18 protein-coding genes are annotated in these 22,001 nt (G+C 60.3%); 1 reads left to right on the plus strand and 17 read right to left on the minus strand.

Annotation, left to right across the window (positions count from 1 at the left end):
• Window positions 1-19 precede the first annotated feature (19 nt).
• Both fghA and BBG20_RS11150 read right to left on the minus strand, forming a co-directional pair.
• Entirely contained in the window at window positions 20-865 is an 846-nt protein-coding gene (fghA, locus tag BBG20_RS11145; protein ID WP_065903047.1) for an S-formylglutathione hydrolase, read from the minus strand.
• Window positions 866-953: 88 nt separating this feature from the next.
• A complete protein-coding gene (locus BBG20_RS11150; protein ID WP_010212435.1) occupies window positions 954-2,066 on the minus strand; it encodes an S-(hydroxymethyl)glutathione dehydrogenase/class III alcohol dehydrogenase in 1,113 nt (370 codons plus the stop codon).
• Between the two features lie 109 nt (window positions 2,067-2,175).
• Here BBG20_RS11150 and BBG20_RS11155 point away from each other — a divergent pair, with 109 nt between their 5' ends.
• The gene (locus tag BBG20_RS11155) at window positions 2,176-3,072 is read left to right on the plus strand and encodes a LysR substrate-binding domain-containing protein (protein WP_065903049.1); all 897 of its coding nucleotides are present in this window, start codon (window positions 2,176-2,178) and stop codon (window positions 3,070-3,072) included.
• 263 nt (window positions 3,073-3,335) lie between these two features.
• On the opposite strand, the gene ispD is transcribed toward BBG20_RS11155, so the two are convergent.
• The 15 genes from ispD to bamA form a co-directional block, all read right to left on the minus strand.
• Window positions 3,336-4,043, minus strand: a complete 708-nt coding sequence (gene ispD / locus BBG20_RS11160; RefSeq protein ID WP_065903051.1) for a 2-C-methyl-D-erythritol 4-phosphate cytidylyltransferase — start codon at window positions 4,041-4,043, stop codon at window positions 3,336-3,338.
• Complete coding sequence (gene ftsB / locus BBG20_RS11165) at window positions 4,040-4,318, minus strand: cell division protein FtsB (RefSeq protein ID WP_003172294.1); 279 nt, start codon at window positions 4,316-4,318, stop codon at window positions 4,040-4,042. Before ftsB ends, ispD begins: the two co-directional genes overlap by 4 nt.
• A gap of 171 nt (window positions 4,319-4,489) precedes the next feature.
• The gene (gene eno, locus BBG20_RS11170; RefSeq protein WP_065903054.1) at window positions 4,490-5,779 is read right to left on the minus strand and encodes a phosphopyruvate hydratase; all 1,290 of its coding nucleotides are present in this window, start codon (window positions 5,777-5,779) and stop codon (window positions 4,490-4,492) included.
• A gap of 163 nt (window positions 5,780-5,942) precedes the next feature.
• Window positions 5,943-6,788, minus strand: a complete 846-nt coding sequence (gene kdsA / locus BBG20_RS11175; protein ID WP_065903056.1) for a 3-deoxy-8-phosphooctulonate synthase — start codon at window positions 6,786-6,788, stop codon at window positions 5,943-5,945.
• 5 nt (window positions 6,789-6,793) lie between these two features.
• Window positions 6,794-8,425, minus strand: a complete 1,632-nt coding sequence (locus BBG20_RS11180) for a CTP synthase (RefSeq protein ID WP_065903062.1) — start codon at window positions 8,423-8,425, stop codon at window positions 6,794-6,796.
• A 273-nt stretch (window positions 8,426-8,698) separates the two neighbouring features.
• Window positions 8,699-10,018, minus strand: coding sequence for a tRNA lysidine(34) synthetase TilS (gene tilS / locus BBG20_RS11185; protein WP_065903065.1), 1,320 nt, complete (start codon window positions 10,016-10,018; stop codon window positions 8,699-8,701).
• A gap of 192 nt (window positions 10,019-10,210) precedes the next feature.
• Window positions 10,211-11,158 carry an acetyl-CoA carboxylase carboxyltransferase subunit alpha gene (locus BBG20_RS11190; protein WP_003172288.1) on the minus strand — a complete coding sequence of 316 codons (948 nt, stop codon included), beginning with the start codon at window positions 11,156-11,158 and terminating at the stop codon, window positions 10,211-10,213.
• A gap of 129 nt (window positions 11,159-11,287) precedes the next feature.
• Window positions 11,288-14,809, minus strand: coding sequence for a DNA polymerase III subunit alpha (dnaE, locus tag BBG20_RS11195; RefSeq protein ID WP_065903070.1), 3,522 nt, complete (start codon window positions 14,807-14,809; stop codon window positions 11,288-11,290).
• Between the two features lie 76 nt (window positions 14,810-14,885).
• On the minus strand, window positions 14,886-15,518 hold the full coding sequence (gene rnhB, locus BBG20_RS11200) for a ribonuclease HII (RefSeq protein WP_065903072.1): 633 nt from the start codon (window positions 15,516-15,518) through the stop codon (window positions 14,886-14,888).
• Window positions 15,515-16,654, minus strand: a complete 1,140-nt coding sequence (lpxB, locus tag BBG20_RS11205; protein WP_065903073.1) for a lipid-A-disaccharide synthase — start codon at window positions 16,652-16,654, stop codon at window positions 15,515-15,517. The genes rnhB and lpxB overlap by 4 nt, the downstream gene beginning before the upstream one ends.
• A gap of 2 nt (window positions 16,655-16,656) precedes the next feature.
• Entirely contained in the window at window positions 16,657-17,433 is a 777-nt protein-coding gene (gene lpxA, locus BBG20_RS11210) for an acyl-ACP--UDP-N-acetylglucosamine O-acyltransferase (RefSeq protein ID WP_065903075.1), read from the minus strand.
• Window positions 17,430-17,870, minus strand: a complete 441-nt coding sequence (gene fabZ / locus BBG20_RS11215; RefSeq protein ID WP_003172281.1) for a 3-hydroxyacyl-ACP dehydratase FabZ — start codon at window positions 17,868-17,870, stop codon at window positions 17,430-17,432. Before fabZ ends, lpxA begins: the two co-directional genes overlap by 4 nt.
• Window positions 17,871-17,981: 111 nt before the next feature.
• A complete protein-coding gene (lpxD, locus tag BBG20_RS11220; protein ID WP_065903077.1) occupies window positions 17,982-19,037 on the minus strand; it encodes a UDP-3-O-(3-hydroxymyristoyl)glucosamine N-acyltransferase in 1,056 nt (351 codons plus the stop codon).
• A 3-nt stretch (window positions 19,038-19,040) separates the two neighbouring features.
• A complete protein-coding gene (locus tag BBG20_RS11225; protein ID WP_003172279.1) occupies window positions 19,041-19,544 on the minus strand; it encodes an OmpH family outer membrane protein in 504 nt (167 codons plus the stop codon).
• A gap of 45 nt (window positions 19,545-19,589) precedes the next feature.
• Entirely contained in the window at window positions 19,590-21,977 is a 2,388-nt protein-coding gene (gene bamA, locus BBG20_RS11230; protein WP_065903080.1) for an outer membrane protein assembly factor BamA, read from the minus strand.
• Window positions 21,978-22,001: the final 24 nt, after the last annotated feature.

The raw sequence follows: 22,001 nt of genomic DNA on the forward strand, positions 1-22,001 counted from the left end.
TACCTACTTTTGCCTCACATTAACCGAGCAAAGCACGACCATGGTGTCGCAAATGGTCTTCGATGAAGCTGGCGATAAAGAAGTAGCTGTGGTCATAGCCGGGCTGCAGGCGCAGTTCCAGCGGATGGTTGGCGGCCTTGGCCGCTTGCTGCAAGGCTTCCGGCTTGAGTTGCACGGCGAGGAAGTCGTCGCGGTCGCCCTGGTCTACCAGCAGCGGCAGCTTCTGCGAGGCTTCACTGATCAACACGCAGGCATCCCATTCACGCCATTTCGAGCGCTCTTCGCCCAAGTAACGGGAGAAGGCTTTCTGGCCCCAGGGGCAATCCATCGGGTTGTTGATCGGCGAAAATGCCGACACCGACAGGTAACGCCCGGGGTTGCGCAAGGCACACACCAGCGCACCATGGCCGCCCATGGAGTGCCCGCTGATCCCGCGTTTATCCGATGCGGGGAAATGGGCCTCGACCAGTGCCGGCAATTCCTGCACCACGTAGTCATGCATCCGATAGTGCTTGGCCCAGGGTTGCTGGGTCGCATTGAGGTAGAAGCCGGCGCCAAGGCCGAAATCCCATGCATTATCCGGATCACCGGGTACACCGGGGCCACGGGGACTGGTGTCCGGCGCCACGATGATCAACCCCAGCTCGGCGGCCATGCGCTGGGCGCCGGCCTTCTGCATGAAGTTTTCGTCGGTGCAGGTCAGCCCGGACAGCCAGTACAGCACCGGCAACTTGCCGCCCTGCTCCGCTTGCGGGGGCAGGTAGACGGCGAAAGTCATGTCGCAATCGAGCACATCGGAACGATGCTTGTAGCGTTTATGCCAGCCACCAAAACTCTTCTGGCATGAGATGTTTTCCAGGGTCATGAGAATGCTCCCAGCTGCAAGCGGCAAGCAATCAGCTGCAAGTAAGGCGTGCTCACTTTAAGCTTGTCGCTTGTGGCTTGCCGCCGCTTCAGAAATGGATGACGGTACGAATGCTCTTGCCTTCGTGCATCAGGTCAAACGCCTTGTTGATGTCTTCCAGGCCCATGGTGTGGGTGATGAAGGTATCCAGCGGGATTTCGCCGGTCTGGGCCATTTCCACATAGCTTGGCAATTCGCTGCGACCGCGCACGCCACCGAAGGCCGAACCGCGCCAGACGCGCCCGGTCACCAGTTGGAAGGGGCGCGTGGCGATTTCCTGGCCAGCACCGGCAACGCCGATGATCACCGACTCGCCCCAGCCTTTGTGGCAGCACTCGAGGGCGGCGCGCATCAGTTGCACATTGCCGATGCACTCGAAGGAAAAGTCCACGCCGCCGTCAGTCAAATCGACAATCACGTCCTGGATCGGGCGATCGTAGTCTTTCGGGTTGATGCAGTCGGTGGCGCCCAGTTGCTTGGCGATTTCGAACTTGGCCGGGTTGATATCGATGGCAATGATACGACCCGCCTTGGCCTTCACCGCGCCGATCACCGCCGACAGGCCGATCCCGCCGAGACCGAAGATGGCCACGGTGTCGCCCGGCTTGACCTTGGCGGTGTTGATCACTGCACCAATACCCGTGGTGACGCCACAGCCGAGCAGGCAGACTTTTTCCAATGGGGCTTCTTTAGGAATTTTTGCCACGGAAATTTCCGGCAGCACGGTGTACTCGGAGAATGTCGAGGTACCCATGTAGTGGAAAATCGGCTGGCCCTTGTAGGAAAAGCGCGTGGTGCCATCAGGCATCAAGCCTTTGCCCTGAGTGGAGCGAATGGCTTGGCACAGGTTGGTCTTGCCCGACAGGCAAAATTTGCACTTGCCGCATTCCGGGGTGTACAGCGGGATCACGTGATCGCCGACGGCCACCGAGGTCACGCCCTCGCCGATCGCTTCAACGACCGCACCGCCTTCATGGCCCAGAATCGACGGGAAGATACCTTCCGGGTCGGCGCCCGACAGGGTGTAGGCATCGGTATGGCACACACCGGACGCAACCACCCGCAACAGCACCTCGCCCGCCTTGGGCATGGCCACATCCACTTCAACGATCTCAAGGGGCTTCTTGGCTTCGAAGGCTACGGCGGCACGGGACTTGATCATCCGGGATTCTCCATCGGGTTAAAAACTGAGACGGTGAGTGTAAAACATGGCTACCTGATTAATAATCCAGGCGAAAGCAAAACTTTATTGCTGTACAGGGATAATCGCCATGCTGGAAAACCGCTGGGAAGGCATCGATGAGTTCGTCGCCGTCGCCGAGTGCAGCCAATTCACTGCAGCAGCCGAGCGGCTGGGCGTGTCGTCGTCGCATATCAGCCGGCAAGTGGCACGCCTGGAAGAACGCCTGCAGACGCGTTTGCTCTATCGCAGCACGCGCAAAGTGACGCTGACTGAGGCCGGCCAGACTTTCCTGCAACATTGCCAACGCCTGCAGGATGGCCGCGAGGAAGCGTTGCGCGCCGTGGGTGACCTGACCAGCGAGCCCAAGGGCATGTTGCGCATGACCTGCGCCGTGGCCTACGGCGAGCGCTTTATCGTGCCGTTGGTGACGCGGTTCATGGCGCTGTATCCGCAGTTGCGGGTAGATATCGAATTGACCAATCGCCAGCTCGACCTGGTGCACGAGGGCCTGGACCTGGCGATTCGCCTGGGACGCTTGCAGGATTCACGCATGGTCGCCAGCCGCCTCGCTCCCCGGCGCATGTACCTGTGCGCGTCACCGTCCTACCTCGCCCGGTATGGTCGGCCACATAGTTTGTCGGAATTGAGCCGGCACAACTGCCTGATCGGCAGCTCGGATATCTGGCAACTGGCCCAGGACGGGCGCGAATTTTCCCAGCGGGTGCAGGGCAATTGGCGCTGCAACAGTGGGCAAGCGGTGTTGGACGCGGCCTTGCAAGGCGTCGGCTTGTGCCAGTTGCCGGATTATTACGTCCTGGAGCACTTGCACAGCGGTGCACTGGTGTCACTGCTAGAGGCGCATCAGCCGCCGAATACGGCGGTGTGGGCGCTGTATCCGCAGCAACGGCACTTGTCGCCGAAGGTAAGGAAATTAGTGGATTTCTTGAAGGAAGGGTTGGCTGAGCGGCCGGAGTACAGCCGGTAATGCTGGGCTGTTGATGCCGGCCTCTTCGCAGGCAAGCCAGCTCCCACATTGACCGCGTTTATCCTGCAGGAGTCGGCTTGCCTGCGAAAACGGCGGGTCAGCCACCGAATGCATCACACCGCCTTCGCGAGCACGGCCGCTGCCACAGGGGATTGGGGTGAGGCCTAGCCCCTGGGCATATGGAGATTGAATGTAGGAGCCGGTAATGCTGGGCTGTTGGTGCCGGCCTCTTCGCAGGCAAGCCAGCTCCCACATATCACCGACTAGCGTCGATTCGCCCACCGCAAGCGCAACCACTCCAGATCTTCCGGCCGGGTCACTTTGATATTGTCCGAGCGCCCTTCGATCAGCCGGGGGGCCTGACCGGCCCACTCCATGGCCGACGCTTCGTCGGTGATCACCGCATCCGCCACCAGGCTGTCAGCCAGCGCACGGTGCAAAGCACCGAGGCGGAACATCTGCGGGGTGTACGCTTGCCAGATCAGGCTGCGATCCACGGTTTCCTGCACCCGGCCGTGCTTGTCGACACGCTTGAGGGTGTCGCGGGCCGGCACGGCGAGCAGGCCACCCACCGGGTCGTCCGCCAGTTCCGCCAGGAGTTTGTCGAGATCATCGCGGCTCAGGTTCGGTCGCGCCGCATCGTGCACCAATACCCAATCGTCGTCGCCGGCGCCCAGCGCATTCAGATGCAGCAGTGCATTGAGCACCGACCCCGAGCGCTCCGAACCGCCGTCCGCACGCTGGATGCGCGGGTCAGTGGCACATGCCAGGCTGGGCCAATAGGGATCATCAACAGCAAGACTGACCACCAGGCCCTTGAGCGTAGGGTGGTCAAGGAAACAGCCGAGGCTGTGTTCGAGAATAGTGCGCCCGCCCAGTTGCAGATATTGCTTGGGACGGTCCGCAGCCATACGGGCACCGATGCCCGCGGCAGGTATCACGGCCCAGAAGGCCGGCAAACGGTGACTCATTGGGCCAACTGGTAGAGGGTTTCACCCTCCTTGACCATGCCCAGCTCATGACGCGCGCGCTCTTCCACGGTCTCGGTGCCTTTTTTCAGCTCAAGCACTTCGGCATCGAGGACGCGGTTACGCTCCAGCAGACGCTCGTTCTCGGCATGCTGGTCGGCAATTTGCTGCGTCAGGTCTTTTACCTGCGCAAAGCTGCCATTACCCACCCATAGGCGGTACTGCAGGCCAGCCAGCAACAAGAGCAAGACGAGGAACAACCAATTGGGACTGCGCATCGAATATCGGGTATCCAGTGAAAAAAGACCGCCATGCAAAACTTTTGCAGCAACTGATAGCACGAAGCCTGGAAGAACCAGGCTTGTGCTAGATAGTCATCAGATTAGCGTCGAAATTCACACTGTCGTGATTTTTCCGACGCAATCCGCGGACTTTTTACCATTTAACAATCAGCCGCGAAACTCGCTGCGACCGTTGTATTTGGCTTTGCCGCCCAGTTGCTCTTCGATACGCAGCAATTGGTTGTACTTGGAAACGCGGTCGGAACGGCACAGGGAACCGGTCTTGATCTGGCCCGCCGAGGTGCCCACGGCCAGGTCGGCAATGGTCGAGTCTTCGGTTTCGCCGGAGCGGTGGGAGATCACGGCGGTGTAGCCCGCAGCCTTGGCCATCTGGATGGCTTCCAGGGTTTCGGTCAGGGTGCCGATCTGGTTGAACTTGATCAGGATCGAGTTGGCGATCTTTTTATCGATGCCTTCTTTCAGGATCTTGGTGTTGGTCACGAACAGGTCGTCGCCCACCAGTTGGATTTTCTCGCCGATCTTGTCGGTGAGGACTTTCCAGCCAGCCCAGTCGGACTCATCCAGGCCGTCTTCGATCGAGATGATCGGGTAGCGCTCGGTCAGGCCCTTGAGGTAGTCGGCAAAACCTTCGGAGGTGAACACGTGGCCTTCGCCGGACAGGTTGTATTTACCGTCCTCGTAGAACTCGCTGGCCGCGCAATCCAGGGCCAGGGTCACGTCGGTGCCCAATGTGTAGCCAGCGTTGGCCACCGCTTCGGAGATCACTTTCAGTGCATCTTCGTTGGACGCCAGGTTCGGCGCGAAACCACCTTCGTCACCCACAGCAGTGCTGAGGCCACGGGCCTTCAGTACAGCCTTCAGGTGGTGGAAAATCTCGGTGCCCATGCGCAGGCCTTCGGAGAACGACTTGGCGCCCACCGGCTGCACCATGAATTCCTGGATGTCGACGTTGTTATCGGCGTGTTCGCCACCGTTGATGATGTTCATCATCGGGACCGGCATCGAGTAGACACCCGGCGTGCCGTTCAGGTTGGCGATGTGGGCGTACAGCGGCAGGTCCTGGTCCTGGGCCGCGGCCTTGGCAGCTGCCAGGGACACCGCGAGGATGGCGTTGGCGCCCAGGCTGCCTTTGTTTTCAGTGCCATCGAGCTTGATCATCGCGTGGTCCAGGGCTTTCTGGTCCAGCGGGTCCTTGCCCAGCAACAGGTCACGGATCGGGCCGTTGATGTTGGCTACGGCCTTGAGTACACCCTTGCCCAGGTAACGGCTCTTGTCGCCATCACGCAGTTCCAGCGCTTCGCGCGAACCGGTGGAAGCACCGGACGGCGCGCAGGCGCTGCCGATGATACCGTTATCGAGAAGCACGTCGGCTTCGACGGTGGGGTTGCCACGGGAGTCGAGAACTTCACGACCTTTGATGTCGACGATTTTTGCCATTGTTGTAAACACTCCAAAGTTGACGAAAACGCTCTATACCGCTCGATTTAACTTGTGGTGCACATTGCAGGAGCCGGCTCGCCGGCGATGCGGTCCGTTGCATCGCCGCAAGGCTTGAGGGCGCCATCGCCGGCAAGCCGGCTCCTGCACAGGGATCGTGATCTTACGCGGTTTCGACGACAGGAAAACTCTTGACCAGTTCGTCCATCTGCTTGAGCTGGGTCAGGAACGGCTCCAGCTTGTCCAGGCGCAGGGCGCAGGGGCCGTCGCACTTGGCGTTGTCCGGGTCCGGGTGGGCTTCCAGGAACAGGCCCGCCAGGGACTGGCTGATGCCCGCCTTGGCCAGGTCCAATACCTGGGCACGACGCCCGCCAGCGGAATCGGCGCGGCCACCCGGCATTTGCAGCGCGTGGGTCACGTCGAAGAACACCGGGTATTCGAACTGTTTCATGATGCCGAAACCGAGCATGTCCACCACGAGGTTGTTGTAGCCGAAGCTCGAACCACGCTCGCAGAGGATCAACTGGTCGTTACCCGCTTCCACGCACTTGTTCAGGATGTGTTTCATTTCCTGGGGTGCGAGGAACTGGGCTTTCTTGATATTGATCACCGCGCCGGTCTTGGCCATGGCGACCACGAGGTCGGTCTGGCGCGACAGGAAGGCCGGCAACTGGATAATGTCGCACACCTCGGCGACCACGGCAGCCTGCTCAGGCTCGTGGACGTCGGTGATGATCGGCACGCCGAAGGCTTGCTTGATGTCCTGGAAGATCCGCATGCCTTCTTCAAGGCCCGGGCCGCGATAGGAGGTCACGGACGAACGGTTGGCCTTGTCGAAGCTGGCCTTGAACACATACGGGATCCCCAGTTTCTGGGTAACGCGTACGTACTCTTCACAGACCTGCATCGCCATGTCGCGGCTTTCCAGCACGTTCATGCCGCCGAACAGCACCATGGGCTTGTCGTTGGCAATCTCGATATCGCCTACGCGAATGATCTTCTGGGCCATCAGGGTTACGCCTTCTTCTGATGTTGCGTCAGTGCTGCTTTGACGAAACCGCTGAACAACGGGTGACCGTCGCGCGGCGTCGAGGTGAACTCAGGGTGGAACTGGCAAGCCACGAACCACGGATGATCCGGTGCCTCGACCACTTCAACCAGCGCGCCATCACCGGAGCGACCGGAGATCTTCAGGCCGGCTTCTTTGATTTGCGGCAGCAGGTTGTTGTTCACTTCGTAGCGGTGACGGTGACGCTCGACGATCACGTCCTTGCCGTAGCAGTCGTGGACCAGCGAGCCCGGCTCCAGCAGGCAATCTTGCGCGCCAAGGCGCATGGTGCCGCCCAGGTCGGAGGCTTCGGTGCGGGTCTCGACGGCACCGGTGGCATCTTCCCACTCGGTGATCAGGCCCACGACCGGGTGGCCGCTCTTGCTGTCGAACTCGGTGGAGTTGGCGTCTTTCCAGCCCAGCACGTTACGGGCGAACTCGATGACGGCCACTTGCATGCCCAGGCAGATACCCAGGTATGGCACTTTGTTCTCACGGGCGTACTGCACGGCGGTGATCTTGCCTTCCACGCCACGCAGGCCGAAACCGCCCGGTACGAGGATCGCGTCAACCCCTTCGAGCAGCGCGGTACCCTGGTTCTCGATGTCTTCGGAATCGATGTAGCGCAGGTTGACCTTGGTCCGGTTGCTGATGCCGGCGTGGCTCATCGCTTCGATCAGCGACTTGTACGCGTCCAGCAGTTCCATGTACTTGCCGACCATGGCGATGGTGACTTCATGCTCAGGGTTGAGCTTGGCGTCGACCACGGCTTCCCATTCGGACAGGTCGGCACCGCCGCACTGCAGGCCGAAACGCTCGACCACAAAATCATCCAGGCCTTGCGAGTGCAGGATGCCCGGGATCTTGTAGATAGTGTCGGCGTCTTCCAGGGCAATCACCGCACGCTCTTCAACGTTGGTGAACTGCGCGATCTTGCGACGCGAGGAGATGTCGATCGGGTGATCGGAGCGGCACACCAGCACGTCCGGCTGCAGGCCGATGGAACGCAGTTCCTTGACCGAGTGCTGGGTGGGCTTGGTTTTGGTTTCGCCGGCGGTGGCGATGTACGGCACCAGCGTCAGGTGCATCAGCATCGCGCGCTTGGCGCCGACTTCGAAACGCAACTGGCGGATGGCTTCGAGGAACGGTTGGGACTCGATGTCACCCACGGTGCCACCGATCTCGACCATCGCCACGTCGGCATCGCCTGCACCCTTGATGATGCGGCGCTTGATTTCGTCGGTGATGTGCGGGATCACCTGGATGGTTGCACCCAGGTAGTCACCACGGCGCTCCTTGCGCAGCACGTGCTCGTAGACACGGCCGGTGGTGAAGTTGTTGTTCTGGGTCATGGTCGTGCGGATGAACCGCTCGTAGTGGCCCAGGTCCAGGTCAGTCTCGGCGCCGTCGTGGGTGACGAACACTTCACCGTGCTGGAACGGGCTCATGGTGCCCGGGTCGACGTTGATGTACGGGTCCAGCTTGAGCATGGTGACCTTAAGTCCCCGCGCCTCCAGGATGGCCGCCAATGAAGCGGAGGCAATGCCTTTCCCCAATGAAGAAACAACACCGCCCGTGACGAATATGTAGCGCGTCATGAAAAACCCTAGAAGTCTGCGTTAAAGCGGTCCGAGCCGCCGGGGAAAGCGAAGGAAGGCCGAAGCCCCCGATCACCTGCATTAATCACAGTGCACCTTTCAAAAAAACCGCCGCGTTGTGACAGACCAGCAATGAAACACCGGTACGTTGATCGCTACACATTTTTTGGAATCGCCCAGCAAAGACTGCTTGGTAATCGGCAACTGCTGCGATTCAGGCGAATCCACAGAAGTTGTATCAAGAAGGGAGCGTAGTCTACCGGAAAGGCTCTATCAGCTCAAACCTTGATCGCAGGTCTGTGGCACCCAATGCAATTGCCAGCGTTCGCGCGTTGCTGGCCAGAGTCCCGCAAGGCTGGGCACACCCAGCAATTGCTCGCCCTGATAGAGCAGCGGCAATCTGCCACGGACGAAACCCGGCAGCCCACTTTCATTAAGCAGGCGCTTCAAGTCACGCCGGCCTCGACCTGGCACTTCGACGATTTCACCGCCCTGGCGATAACGGACAACCAAAGGGCCTGCAGGCGCATTGCCGGTCGCACTCAGCCGACCATTGCCGGGTAACTCTAGTGGGTATTGCGGATCAGGCCAGCTCACCGATGCGTCGGAAAACTCCGACCAAACGGCAGGCAGCCACCAGAGGCGCCCACGGCAACGGTGCAGCTCACCGTCAGCCAGGCACCACACAGGCTGTGCGTCGTCCTTGGCATCCCGCAGGGAAAGCCAGCTGGCCCAATGGTCGCTGTCGGGCAAGCGTGTAAGCGGAGTCAGCCAATGCCGCAGGGCGTTGCGCTGACGAGCGTCGGACAGTTCACACAGCGGCGCAAGCGCCAGCGACGGTATTGGCAGCCAGGCAAAGGGGGACGGCTGATCGGCGGCGTGCAGATCCATGTGTGCCAGCTCATCGAGCAGGCCCTGGGCTTCACTCAGGTGCTCGGCCGTGCGCGCAAGGCTGGCTACGGCCTGAGGCCAGCGCTGCGCAAACACCGGCAACACACGATGACGAAGGTAGTTGCGAGAGAAGCGTGGATCGGCGTTGGACGGGTCTTCGATCCACCTGAGTTGATGCACGTGGGCGTAGGCTTCCAGCTCTTCACGCGAGACATGCAGCAATGGCCGCACCAGATAGCCACCTGCCAATGGCCGCTGTACCGGCATTGCCGCCAACCCACGCACCCCAGCCCCACGCAACAGGCGAAACAGCAGGGTTTCAGCCTGATCGTCACGATGCTGACCGGTGAGCAGCACCTGCCCTGCCCCCGTCACCTCGGTAAACGCCTGGTAACGCGCGTCTCGGGCGGCGCGCTCAAGGCTGGCACCGGGTTGCACCTGCACGCGCATCACACGCAGGGCCACGCCCAGGCTGTCGCATACCGACTGGCAGTGAACAGGCCACGCGTCGGCGGCAGCTTGCAGGCCATGGTGGACATGGATCGCGCTCAGTGGCGGGAGGTGGTCAGTGTTGGCCAGCGTGGCCAGGAGGTGCAGCAGGACAGTGGAATCAAGGCCACCCGAGAATGCGACGTGCCAGGCCGGGGCATTGCGCCACGGGGCAAGGGCTTGCAGGATTTGGGCGGGTAGAGTTGGTTTCATCACACATTACCGCCGCCAATCTGGAATACGTCCGCCAAGCATACACAAAGCAAATGTGGGAGCGGGCTTGCGTGGGAACCGGGCTTGCCCGCGATGCAGGCAACTCGGGTCATCAGTGACATCGAGTTGATGCTATCGCAGGCAAGCCAGCTCCCACACAAGCCAGCCCCCACATTGAGTACTGCGTCGTGCTTAGAGGCCGTAGCTCATCAGGCGCTCATAGCGACGAGCCAGCAGCGCTTCGTTATCCAGCTTCTTGAGCATCGCCAGTTGCGAGCCCAGTTCGGCACGGATGGTCGCTGCAGCCGCGGCCGGGTCACGGTGGGCACCGCCCAAAGGCTCGGCGATGACTTTGTCCACGATACCCAGGCCTTTGAGGCGATCGGCGGTGATGCCCATGGCTTCAGCAGCGTCCGGCGCCTTTTCGGCGGTTTTCCACAGGATCGAGGCGCAACCTTCCGGCGAGATCACCGCGTAGGTCGAGTATTGCAGCATGTTCAGCTGATCGCAGACGCCAATGGCCAGTGCACCGCCGGAACCACCTTCACCGATCACGGTGGCGATGATCGGGGTTTTCAGACGGGACATCACTCGCAGGTTCCAGGCGATCGCTTCGCTCTGGTTGCGCTCTTCAGCGTCGATACCTGGGTATGCACCCGGAGTGTCGATGAAGGTCAGGATCGGCATCTTGAAACGTTCGGCCATTTCCATCAGGCGGCACGCCTTGCGGTAGCCTTCCGGACGCGGCATGCCGAAGTTGCGACGGACTTTCTCGCGCACTTCACGGCCTTTCTGGTGACCGATCACCATCACCGGCTGGTCGTCCAGTCGGGCAATACCGCCAACGATGGCCGCGTCGTCGGAGAAGTGGCGGTCGCCGTGCAGCTCGTCGAACTCGGTGAAGATGTGCTGGATGTAGTCCAGGGTGTATGGACGGCGCGGGTGGCGAGCCAGGCGCGCGATCTGCCAGCTGGTCAGCTTGCCGAAGATGTCTTCGGTGAGCGTGCTGCTCTTGTCTTGCAGGCGAGCGATCTCATCGCCGATGTTCAGCGAATTGTCATTGCCGACCAGGCGCAGTTCTTCAATCTTGGCTTGCAGGTCAGCGATCGGCTGTTCGAAATCAAGAAAATTCGGGTTCATAAGCGTCCGTCTTGGGTCGACGGCCAGGGAGTGCCTGGCCAGCCGGTTGTCTATTCGCGCCCTACCTTAAGGGAGAGGCGCGTTTAGGTCGAGATTAAATGTTTAGTCGTGATCAGACATATCTGACCGTCAACGGTATTGGAGGAAGACGTTGTCTCGCCCGAACTGGTCACGCAATGCTTGAATCAAGCCATCAGCGGGATCAATTCGCCAGGTCTCACCAAACTGCAGCATCGCCTTGGCGTCATTGCCGGTGTACTCCATGGTCACCGGGCACGCACCACGGTGGCGCTTGAGCAGGTCGCCCAACCAGCGTAGCTGATCGCCCTTGAGTGCCTCGGTTTTCACCTTCAGGCGCAGGCTTTCGGCCAGATTGGTACGCGCATCCTCCATGCTCATCACCCGCTTGATCCGCAGGCGCAGGCCGCCGGAGAAGTCGTCGTTGCTGACCTCCCCTTCCACGACCACCATGGCATCGGTCTGCAGCAGCGACTGCGCGGAATGGAAGGCGTCGGCAAACAGCGACGCCTCGATCCGGCCCGAGCGGTCGTCAAGGGTGATAAAGCCCATCTTGTCGCCCTTTTTGTTTTTCATCACGCGCAGGGCGATGATCATGCCGGCGACGGTCTGGGTATCCCGCGCCGGCTTCAGGTCGATGATGCGTTGGCGGGCGAAACGGCGAATCTCGCCCTCGTACTCGTCAATCGGGTGACCGGTGAGGTACAGGCCCAGGGTGTCTTTCTCACCCTTGAGGCGCTCCTTGAGGGTCAGCTCCTTGGCCTTGCGATGGTTGCCGTACACATCCGCGTCTTCCTCGACGAACAGCCCGCCAAACAGGTCGGCGTGACCGCTGTCGTGGGTGCGAGCAGTCTGTTCGGCGGCCTTGATCGCTTCTTCCATGGCGGTGAGCAGCACGGCGCGGTTGCGGTCGATGTTCGCCTGGTAGGCCTTCGGCTCGTCATGGAAGTACGGGCCGAGGCGGTCCAGCGCACCGCTGCGGATCAAGCCGTCGAGGGTGCGCTTGTTGATGCGCTTGAGGTCCACCCGTGCGCAGAAGTCGAACAGGTCCTTGAACGGGCCGTCCTGGCGGGCTTCGGTGATGGCTTCCACCGGGCCTTCGCCGACGCCCTTGATCGCGCCGAGACCATAGATGATGCGGCCTTCGTCGTTCACCGTGAACTTGAATTCCGAGGCGTTCACGTCCGGCGCGTCGAGGCGCAGCTTCATGGTGCGCACTTCCTCGATCAAGGTCACGACCTTGTCGGTGTTGTGCATATCCGCCGAGAGTACCGCAGCCATGAACGGCGCCGGGTAGTGGGCTTTCAGCCAAGCGGTCTGGTACGAGACCAGGCCGTACGCGGCGGAGTGGGATTTGTTGAAACCGTAACCGGCGAATTTTTCCACCAGGTCGAAGATGTTACCGGCGAGGTCAGCGTCGATATTGTTGGTGGCGCAACCTTCAATGAAACCGCCGCGCTGCTTGGCCATTTCCTCGGGCTTTTTCTTACCCATGGCTCGACGCAGCATGTCCGCGCCACCGAGGGTGTAACCGGCCATGACCTGGGCAATCTGCATCACCTGTTCTTGATACAGGATGATGCCGTAGGTCGGCGCCAATACGGGCTTGAGGCCTTCGTACTGGTAGTCGGAGTGCGGGTACGCCAGCTCGGCACGCCCGTGCTTACGGTTGATGAAGTCATCCACCATGCCCGATTGCAACGGGCCCGGACGGAACAGGGCCACCAGTGCGATCAAGTCTTCCAGGCAGTCGGGCTTGAGCTTTTTGATCAGCTCTTTCATGCCACGCGATTCAAGCTGGAACACCGCTGTGGTTTCAGCTTTTTGCAACAGCGTGTACGTCGGTTTGTCGTCCAGCGGGATAAAGGCGATATCCAGCGGTTCTTCACCGACCTTGGCGCGGTCGCGGTTGATGGTCTTGAGCGCCCAGTCGATGATCGTCAGGGTCCGCAGGCCGAGGAAGTCGAACTTCACCAGGCCGGCTGCCTCGACGTCATCCTTGTCGAACTGGGTCACCAGGCCATCGCCTTCTTCGTCGCAATAGATCGGCGAAAAGTCGGTCAGCTTGGTCGGCGCGATAACCACACCACCGGCGTGTTTACCGACGTTACGCACCACACCTTCAAGCTTGCGCGCCATGTCCCAGATTTCGGCGGCTTCTTCATCGACCTTGATGAAGTCGCGCAGGATTTCTTCCTGCTCGTAAGCCTTCTCCAGGGTCATGCCGACTTCGAACGGAATCATTTTCGACAGGCGGTCAGCCAAGCCGTAGGACTTGCCCTGCACCCGTGCCACGTCGCGGATTACCGCCTTGGCCGCCATCGAACCGAAGGTGATGATCTGGCTCACGGCGTTGCGGCCGTACTTCTCGGCCACGTATTCGATCACGCGGTCGCGACCGTCCATGCAGAAGTCGACGTCGAAGTCGGGCATGGAGACCCGTTCCGGGTTGAGGAAGCGCTCGAACAGCAGGTCATATTCCAGCGGGTCGAGGTCGGTGATCTTCTGCACATAGGCCACCAGCGAGCCAGCACCTGACCCCCGGCCCGGACCGACCGGTACGCCGTTGTTCTTGGCCCACTGGATGAAGTCCATCACGATCAGGAAGTAACCGGGGAACCCCATCTGGATGATGATATCCAGCTCGAAATTCAGCCGATCGACGTAGACCTGGCGCTTGGCCTCGTAGTCTTCGGTGGTGTCCTTGGGCAGCAGGACGCTGAGGCGCTCCTCCAGGCCGTCAAACGACACCTTGCGAAAGTATTCATCGATGGTCATGCCATCGGGAATCGGGAAGTTGGGCAGGAAGTGCTTGCCCAGCTTCACTTCGATATTGCAGCGCTTGGCGATTTCGACCGAGTTTTCCAGGGCCTCGGGCAGGTCACTGAACAGCTCGGCCATCTCGTCCGCGCTTTTGAGGTACTGCTCTTCGCTGTAGTTCTTGGAGCGGCGCGGGTCATCCAGGGCCCGGCCTTCGCCGATGCACACGCGGGTTTCGTGGGCCTCGAAATCTTCTTTCTTGATGAAGCGCACATCGTTGGTCGCCACCAGCGGCGCGCCCAGCTTGTCGGCGAGGGCCACGGCGGCGTGCAGATGCTCTTCATCGTTGGGGCGGTTGGTGCGCTGCACTTCCAGATAGAAGCGCCCCGGAAAAACCTGCATCCACTCACTCGCCAACACTTCGGCTTCGTGCGGGTTACCGCCCAACAGTGCGATGCCGATCTCACCTTCTTTGGCGGCCGACAACATGATCAAGCCTTCGCTGGCCTCGGCGACCCACTCGCGCTCGATGATGATCGAGCCGTTGCGCTGGCCATCGATAAAGCCACGGGAAATCAATTCGGTGAGGTTGCGATAACCGACGCCGTTCATCGCCAACAGGCTGATGCGACTCAGGGGGTTATCGGGGTCTTTGTTGGACAGCCACAGGTCGGCGCCGCAGATCGGCTTGATCCCGGCGCCCATGGCGTTCTTGTAGAACTTGACCAGGGAACACATGTTGTTCTGATCGGTCACCGCGACCGCAGGCATATTCATGCCCACCAGGGTTTTGACCAGCGGTTTGATCCGTACCAGGCCGTCGACCAGGGAGTATTCAGTGTGCAGGCGTAGATGAACGAATGAAGCCGGCATAGTGATCCTGTCTTGATACATGAAAACAACAAGGCCCGGATTGTACCGGGCCTTGGCAAAAACATCAGCCTCGCGACTAAACCTCGCTGAGGCTCTCGCGCAGCTCGTAGGCCTGGCGCACCGGGGCGAACGAGCGGCGGTGGATCGGGGTAGGACCCAGGCGCGCCAGGGCTTCCAGATGAACGGGCGTCGGATAGCCCTTGTGCCCACCGATGCCGTAGCCGGGATAGATCAATTCAAACGCAGCCATTTCACGGTCTCGACTGACTTTGGCCAGGATCGAAGCGGCGGCAATGGCCGGCACCTTGCTATCGCCCTTGACCACCGCCTCGGACGGCATGGCCAGCTTGGGGCAACGGTTGCCGTCGATCATCGCCATTTTCGGCGTGATGTGCAGGCCTTCCACCGCCCGCTGCATGGCCAGCATGGTGGCGTGGAGGATATTCAGTTCGTCGATTTCTTCGACTTCGGCCCGGGCGATATGCCAGCTCAGGGCTTTTTCACAGATCTCGTCGTAGAGCTTTTCACGCCGTGCTTCGGTGAGCTTCTTCGAGTCGTTGAGGCCCAGGATCGGGCGGTTCGGGTCGAGGATCACCGCCGCCGTCACCACCGCGCCGCACAGCGGGCCGCGTCCGACTTCGTCAACGCCGGCCACGAGTGCGTGGGCTTCGGCAACCAGGCTGAAATCCAGGCCCATTTGCGTGCTCATAAAGCTTCCTGTTTGTGGCCGATCAAGCTCAACACGGCGTCAGCCGCCTGGTTCGAGGCATCCCGGCGCAGGGTGCGGTGGATGTCGTCGAAACCACGGGTCTGTTCTTCGCCGCCGTCGATCAAGGGTAGTAGAGTTTGCGCGAGGGCCTCGGGCGTTGCATCGTCCTGCAACAACTCCGGCACCAGCAGGCGCTGGGCCAGCAGGTTGGGCAAGGAGATGTAAGGGCTCTTGACCATGCGCTTGAGAATCCAGAACGTCAGCGGCGCAAGGCGGTAGGCCACAACCATCGGGCGCTTGTACAGCAAGGCTTCCAGGGTCGCGGTGCCCGAGGCGATCAATACCGCGTCGCAGGCCGCGAGAGCCAGGTGCGACTGACCGTCGAGCAAGGTCAATGGCAGGTTACGACCTTCCAGCAAGGTTTCGATCTGCGCGCGACGCTGCGGGCTGGCGCACGGCAGCACGAAACGTACGCCCGGCTTCAAGGCCTGCAGGCGCTCGGCAGCATCAAAAAACACCGAGGCCAAACGGCCGACTTCGCCGCCACGGCTGCCCGGCATCAGCGCCACCAGCGGGCCGTCGGGCAGGCCCAACTCGGCACGCGCAGCCGCGCGGTCAGCCTGCAAGGGAATGGTGTCCGCCAGGGTATGCCCGACAAACCTTACCGGCACCCCCTTCTCTTCGTAGAACCTGGCCTCGAACGGCAGCAGGGTCAACATCAGGTCACAGCCTTCACGGATTTTCAGCACACGCTTCTGCCGCCACGCCCAAACGGATGGGCTGACGTAGTGCACGGTCTTGATCCCGGCCTGGCGCAACTTGAGTTCGATGTTGAGGGTGAAATCCGGTGCGTCGATGCCGATGAAGACGTCAGGCTTTTCTTCGATCAGGGTCTGTATCAGCAGCTTGCGGCGGGCCAACAGTTCGCGCAGGCGACCCAGCACCTCAACCAGCCCCATGACCGACAGGCGCTCCATGGGGAAGTAGGACGTGAGCCCTTCAGCCTGCATCAGCGGGCCGCCGACGCCGATGAACTCCACCGCTGGATGCTGGGCCTTGAGCGCCCGCATCAGACCTGCGCCCAAAATGTCGCCGGAGGCTTCTCCGGCCACCAGCGCGATACGCAGAGTGGCCATGATCAGCGGGTGATGCCGCGAGTCGACGCCTGGATCGAGTCGCGAAACACCGCGACTTCCGGGAACAACGCTGCCGACTCGGCCAGTTGGATCAACGCCTGGTCCACCGTCAGCCCCTGACGATAAACCACCTTGTAGGCACGGCGCAGGGCGTGGATCGCCTCTTCGCTGAAACCCCGACGGCGCATGCCTTCGAAGTTCATGCTGCGGGCTTCGGCCGGGTTGCCGAATACCGTGACAAACGCCGGTACGTCCTTGCCGATTGCGGTACCCATGCCGGAAAAGCTGTGGGCGCCGATATGGCAGTACTGATGCACCAGGGTAAAGCCGGACAGGATGGCCCAGTCGTCAACGTGCACATGGCCAGCCAAGGCGGTGTTGTTGACCAGGATGCAGTGGTTGCCGATCACGCTGTCATGGCCGATATGGGCATAGGCCATGACCAGGTTGTGATCACCCAGCGTGGTCTCGGCACGATCCTGCACAGTGCCACGGTGAATGGTCACGCCTTCACGGATGATGTTGTGATCACCGATTACCAGGCGTGTCTCTTCACCCTTGTACTTCATGTCCGGGGTGTCTTCGCCTACCGAGGAGAACTGGTAGATGCGGTTGTGTTTGCCAATGCGGGTCGGACCCTTGAGGATCACGTGCGGCCCGATGACAGTCCCCTCGCCGATTTCCACACCTGCGCCGATGATCGACCAAGGGCCGACCTCAACGTCGGCGGCCAGCACGGCCGACGGATCGATGATTGCGCGAGGGTCAATCAAACTCATAGTTTGCGTTCCGCACAGATGATCTCAGCGGAGCACACCGGCTTGCCATCCACCGAAGCCTGGCATTCGAACTTCCAGATCTGGCGCTTGCAGCTGATGAACTTGGCTTCCAGGATCAACTGGTCACCCGGGGTAACCGGGTTGCGGAAACGCAACTTGTCGGAGCCCACGAAATAGTAAAGCGTGCCATCGGCAGGCTTGAGGTCGAGCATTTTGAAACCAAGGATACCGGCAGCCTGGGCCATCGCTTCGATGATCAACACGCCCGGCATGATGGGATGCGCAGGAAAGTGACCATTGAAGAACGGTTCGTTGATGCTGACATTCTTGTAGGCACGAATGCGCTTTTCCTCAACATTGAGGTCCACTACGCGGTCCACCAGCAGGAACGGGTAACGGTGAGGCAGGTATTCGCGAATCTCGTTGATGTCCATCATTTCGGGGGGAAGCCTGTAATAAAGATTGGGGGCGGGCGAACTAAAAGCACGCCCCGCTAGCAAATCAAGGAGGCAGTCTAGCGGCTGTGCACACTTGATATGGAAATGGTATCAGCCTTCTGATGAAGCATTACCGCCAGGGGTCACGTCTCCAACACGCTTTTCCAGCTGTTTGAGGCGTCGAGCCATGTCGTCGAGCTGCCTCAACCGTGCTGCACTCTTGCGCCATTCAGCTGCAGGCTGCATGGCGGTACCGGAAGAATAGGCACCCGGCTCGGTAATCGAGTGGGTCACCATGGTCATGCCGGTGATGAATACGTTGTCGCAAACTTCAATATGCCCCACCAACCCTACGCCACCGGCTAGCATGCAATGCTTGCCGATTTTGGTGCTGCCGGAGATGCCTACACACGCCGCCATGGCGGTGTGATCGCCAATCTGTACGTTGTGGGCGATCTGGATCTGGTTATCGAGCTTCACGCCGTTACCGATCACGGTATCGGCCAGGGCCCCGCGATCAACAGCGGTGTTGACGCCGATTTCCACGTCGTCGCCGATCAATACGCCGCCGACCTGGGCAATCTTGTTCCAGACACCTTTGGAATTGGCAAAGCCAAAACCTTCACCGCCGATCACGGCACCCGACTGGATGACCACACGCTCGCCGATACGCACATCGTGGTACAGGGTCACGCGCGGTGCCAGCCAGCCATCGGCACCGATTTCGCAGCGTGCGCCGATGAAGCAATGCGCACCGACAGTCACACCCGCCGCAATGCGTGCACCGCTCTCGATCACCGCAAACGCGCCGACGCTGGCCGCAGGGTCAACCTGCGCATCATCGGCAATGACCGCCGAAGGATGAATACCGGCGGCAGCCTTGGGTTTCGGGTCGAACAGGTGCGATACCCGTGCATAAGCCAGGTACGGGTCGGCCACCACCAGCGCATCCCCGGCAAACCCTTCGGCGTCAGCGGCTTTGAGCAACACGGCTGCAGCCTGGCTATCGACGAGGTATTTACGGTATTGGGGATTTGCGAGGAAGCTCAACTGAGCTGGGCCAGCCTCCTGCAAGGTGGCTAGCCCAGTGATTTCTTTCTCCTTGGAGCCACGCAAGGTGGCCCCCAGGAACTCGGCCAACTCGCCGAGCTTGATAGTCGCGGTCATGGCTTACTTCAGCTGGTTCATGCGCTCGATCACCTGACGGGTGATGTCGTATTGAGGCTTGACGTCGATGACAGCGCCACGCTCGAACACCAGGTCAAAGGCACCTTTCTTGATGACTTCTTCCACAGCGCTGTCCAGTTTCGGCTTCAGCTGCTTGAGCATTTCGCGGTCAGCAACTGCCTTGGCTTCGTTCAGCTCCTTGGACTGGAACTGGTAGTCACGGGCCTTTTGCTTGAATTCAAGCTCCAGGCGCTCGCGCTCGCCCTGCTGCATCTTGTCGCCACCGGCTACCAGGCGATCCTGGATGCCCTTGGCACTGCTTTCCAGGGTCTTGAGCTTGGTCAGTTGCGGACCGAATTTCTTCTCGGCATCCACGGCGTACTTCTTGGCCGCATCGGATTCCAACAGAGCCATCTGATAGTTCAGGACGGCGATTTTCATTTCGGCGAAGGCCGGGGTGGTTACCAGCACGGTGGCCAGCAGAACCAATTGAGTCAACTTACGCACGATGTACTCCTACAGAATCCGTTGTCGTTATCTTGGGTCAGACGCTTAGAACGTCTGGCCGAGGGAGAATTGGAAAATCTGGGTTTCAGCGTTATCCGGTTTCTTGATCGGCATGGCCAGAGCAAAGCTCAATGGGCCAAGCGCAGTCACCCAGGTCACACCCACACCCACGGAGCTTGCCAGGTTGCTGAGGCTCACGTCGTTGCATTGGGTTTCGGACTTCACGCCGCTCGGGTTACGGATCTGCTCGCACTTGGAGTCGAACACGTTACCCACGTCCCAGAAGACCGAAGTACGCAGCGAACGCTGATCCTTCACGAATGGCAGCGGGAACAGAATCTCCGCACCACCCTGAATCAAAACGTTACCACCGAACGGCAGCGGGTCGTTGTCCGAATCCGCCACAGTGCCTTGGTTACCGGTTACACCTACACCACGGCTTGGCGTACCACGAGGACCCAGGGTGCTGTCCTTGAAGCCACGTACCGAGTTGAAACCACCAGCATAGTAGTTCTCATAGAACGGCAAGCCATTGGTCGAACCATAACCATCGCCATAGCCCAGCTCAGTGTGCAGGCGCATGGTGTAGTTATCGCTCAACGGCTGGAACAACTGGCCGCGGTAGTCGAGCTTGAAGAACGACAGGTCGCTGCCCGGCGTCGTGGTTTCCAGGGTCAGGCTCTGGGAATGACCACGGGTCGCCAGCACACCTTTGTTCAGGGTCGACTCGGACCAGCCGGCGGACGCCTTGAAGTTCAGGAACTTGTCACCTTCGCGACGGGTAAAGTCGAAGATCTCGTCCACGGTGTACACACCGGTCTTGATCTCATCCTGTTGCGCGGTCAGGCCAAAGGTCAGGCGCGACGTTTCGCTGATCGGGTAGCCAATGTTGGCGCCCACACCCAGGCTGTCGATCGCATAGCTTGCTACGTCAACGTCGAGGTCTTTGTAGTCGGTGGTGCGGTAGAAGGCGTTGTAGCCCAGGCTCACACCGTCGGCAGTCCAGTAGGGGTCGACATAACCGAAGTTATAGCGGCTCTGGTATTCGCTGCGGGTCAGGCCGATGGAAACCTTGTTACCGGTACCGAGGAAGTTGTTCTGGGTGATCGAACCACCGAGGATCAGGCCGGCGCTCTGCGCGAAACCAACGCTGGCGGTGATGGAACCCGACGCCTGTTCTTCCACGGCGTAGTTCACGTCAACCTGGTCATCCACGCCCGGTACGGCCGGGGTCTCGACGTTGACTTCCTTGAAGAAGCCCAGGCGCTCAAGACGGGTCTTGGACTGGTCGATCAGGTAAGTCGACGCCCAGCCACCTTCCATCTGACGCATTTCACGACGCAGCACTTCGTCCGCAGACTTGGTGTTGCCACGGAAGTTGATGCGGTTCACGTAGGCACGCTTGCCGGGGTCGACAACGAAAGTGATGTCCACGGTGTGGTCATCATCGTGCGGGGTCGGCACGCCGTTGACGTTGGCGAAGGTATAGCCTTCGTTACCGAGGCGGCGGGTGATCAGTTCGGAGGTGGTGGTCATCAGCTTGCGCGAGAACACCTGGTCCTTCTGCACCAGCAACAGCGCCTTGACCTGGTCTTCAGGGACTTTCAGGTCGCCGCTGAGCTTCACGTCACGAACCTTGTACTTCTCGCCTTCGTTGACGTTGACGGTGATGTAGACGTGCTTCTTGTCCGGGGTGATGGACACCTGGGTCGAAGCGATATCCATGTTGATATAGCCACGGTCCAGGTAGTAGGAGCGCAGACGCTCCAGGTCACCGGAGAGTTTTTCACGTGCGTACTTGTCGTCATTCTTGAAGAACGACAACCAGTTGGTGGTCTTGAGTTCGAACAGGTCGATCAGGTCGTCATCAGCGAACTTGGTATTGCCCACCACGTTGATGTGCTGAATCGCCGCCACGGTACCTTCGTTGATGTTGACCTTGAGGCCGACACGGTTACGAGGTTGCGGGACCACTTCGGTTTCCACGGTCGCGGAGTAGCGGCCCTGGGCAACGTACTGGCGTTGCAGCTCGTTACGCACACCCTCAAGGGTGGCGCGCTGGAAGATCTCGCCCTCGGCCAGGCCGGATTGCTTGAGGCCCTTCATCAGGTCTTCAGTGGAGATCGCTTTGTTGCCTTCGATCTCGATACTGGCGACGGAGGGTCGCTCGACGACAGTGATGACCAGGACGTTGCCTTCGCGACCCAGTTGGATGTCTTGAAAGAAACCGGTTTTGAACAGCGCACGAGTGGATTCCACCAGGCGACGGTCATCAGCCTGTTCCCCAACGTTCAACGGCAAGGCACCAAAGACGCTACCCGCGGAAACCCGCTGGAGGCCGTTGACGCGAATATCGGAGATGGTGAAGGACTCGGCGTGAACTTCGGCGATCATCAATACGGTGAGAACCGCAGTTAGCAGCAGACGTTTCATGAAGTCCTTTCTTATTCCAACTGG

The sequence above is a fragment of the Pseudomonas aylmerensis genome, from assembly GCF_001702265.1.
In the GTDB taxonomy this organism is placed as follows: domain Bacteria; phylum Pseudomonadota; class Gammaproteobacteria; order Pseudomonadales; family Pseudomonadaceae; genus Aquipseudomonas; species Aquipseudomonas aylmerensis.

Bases quoted from the DNA above. Each gene is read 5' to 3' on its own strand.
- dnaE (WP_065903070.1), bottom strand. From the start codon at position 14,809: ATGCCGGCTTCATTCGTTCATCTACGCCTGCACACTGAATACTCCCTG.
- ispD (WP_065903051.1), bottom strand. From the start codon at position 4,043: ATGAGTCACCGTTTGCCGGCCTTCTGGGCCGTGATACCTGCCGCGGGC.
- lpxD (WP_065903077.1), bottom strand. From the start codon at position 19,037: ATGACCGCGACTATCAAGCTCGGCGAGTTGGCCGAGTTCCTGGGGGCC.
- BBG20_RS11180 (WP_065903062.1), bottom strand. From the start codon at position 8,425: ATGACGCGCTACATATTCGTCACGGGCGGTGTTGTTTCTTCATTGGGG.
- BBG20_RS11150 (WP_010212435.1), bottom strand. From the start codon at position 2,066: ATGATCAAGTCCCGTGCCGCCGTAGCCTTCGAAGCCAAGAAGCCCCTT.
- tilS (WP_065903065.1), bottom strand. From the start codon at position 10,018: ATGAAACCAACTCTACCCGCCCAAATCCTGCAAGCCCTTGCCCCGTGG.
- lpxA (WP_065903075.1), bottom strand. From the start codon at position 17,433: ATGAGTTTGATTGACCCTCGCGCAATCATCGATCCGTCGGCCGTGCTG.
- fabZ (WP_003172281.1), bottom strand. From the start codon at position 17,870: ATGATGGACATCAACGAGATTCGCGAATACCTGCCTCACCGTTACCCG.
- bamA (WP_065903080.1), bottom strand. From the start codon at position 21,977: ATGAAACGTCTGCTGCTAACTGCGGTTCTCACCGTATTGATGATCGCC.
- kdsA (WP_065903056.1), bottom strand. From the start codon at position 6,788: ATGGCCCAGAAGATCATTCGCGTAGGCGATATCGAGATTGCCAACGAC.
- fghA (WP_065903047.1), bottom strand. From the start codon at position 865: ATGACCCTGGAAAACATCTCATGCCAGAAGAGTTTTGGTGGCTGGCAT.
- BBG20_RS11155 (WP_065903049.1), top strand. From the start codon at position 2,176: ATGCTGGAAAACCGCTGGGAAGGCATCGATGAGTTCGTCGCCGTCGCC.
- ftsB (WP_003172294.1), bottom strand. From the start codon at position 4,318: ATGCGCAGTCCCAATTGGTTGTTCCTCGTCTTGCTCTTGTTGCTGGCT.
- BBG20_RS11190 (WP_003172288.1), bottom strand. From the start codon at position 11,158: ATGAACCCGAATTTTCTTGATTTCGAACAGCCGATCGCTGACCTGCAA.
- rnhB (WP_065903072.1), bottom strand. From the start codon at position 15,518: ATGAGCACGCAAATGGGCCTGGATTTCAGCCTGGTTGCCGAAGCCCAC.
- eno (WP_065903054.1), bottom strand. From the start codon at position 5,779: ATGGCAAAAATCGTCGACATCAAAGGTCGTGAAGTTCTCGACTCCCGT.
- lpxB (WP_065903073.1), bottom strand. From the start codon at position 16,654: ATGGCCACTCTGCGTATCGCGCTGGTGGCCGGAGAAGCCTCCGGCGAC.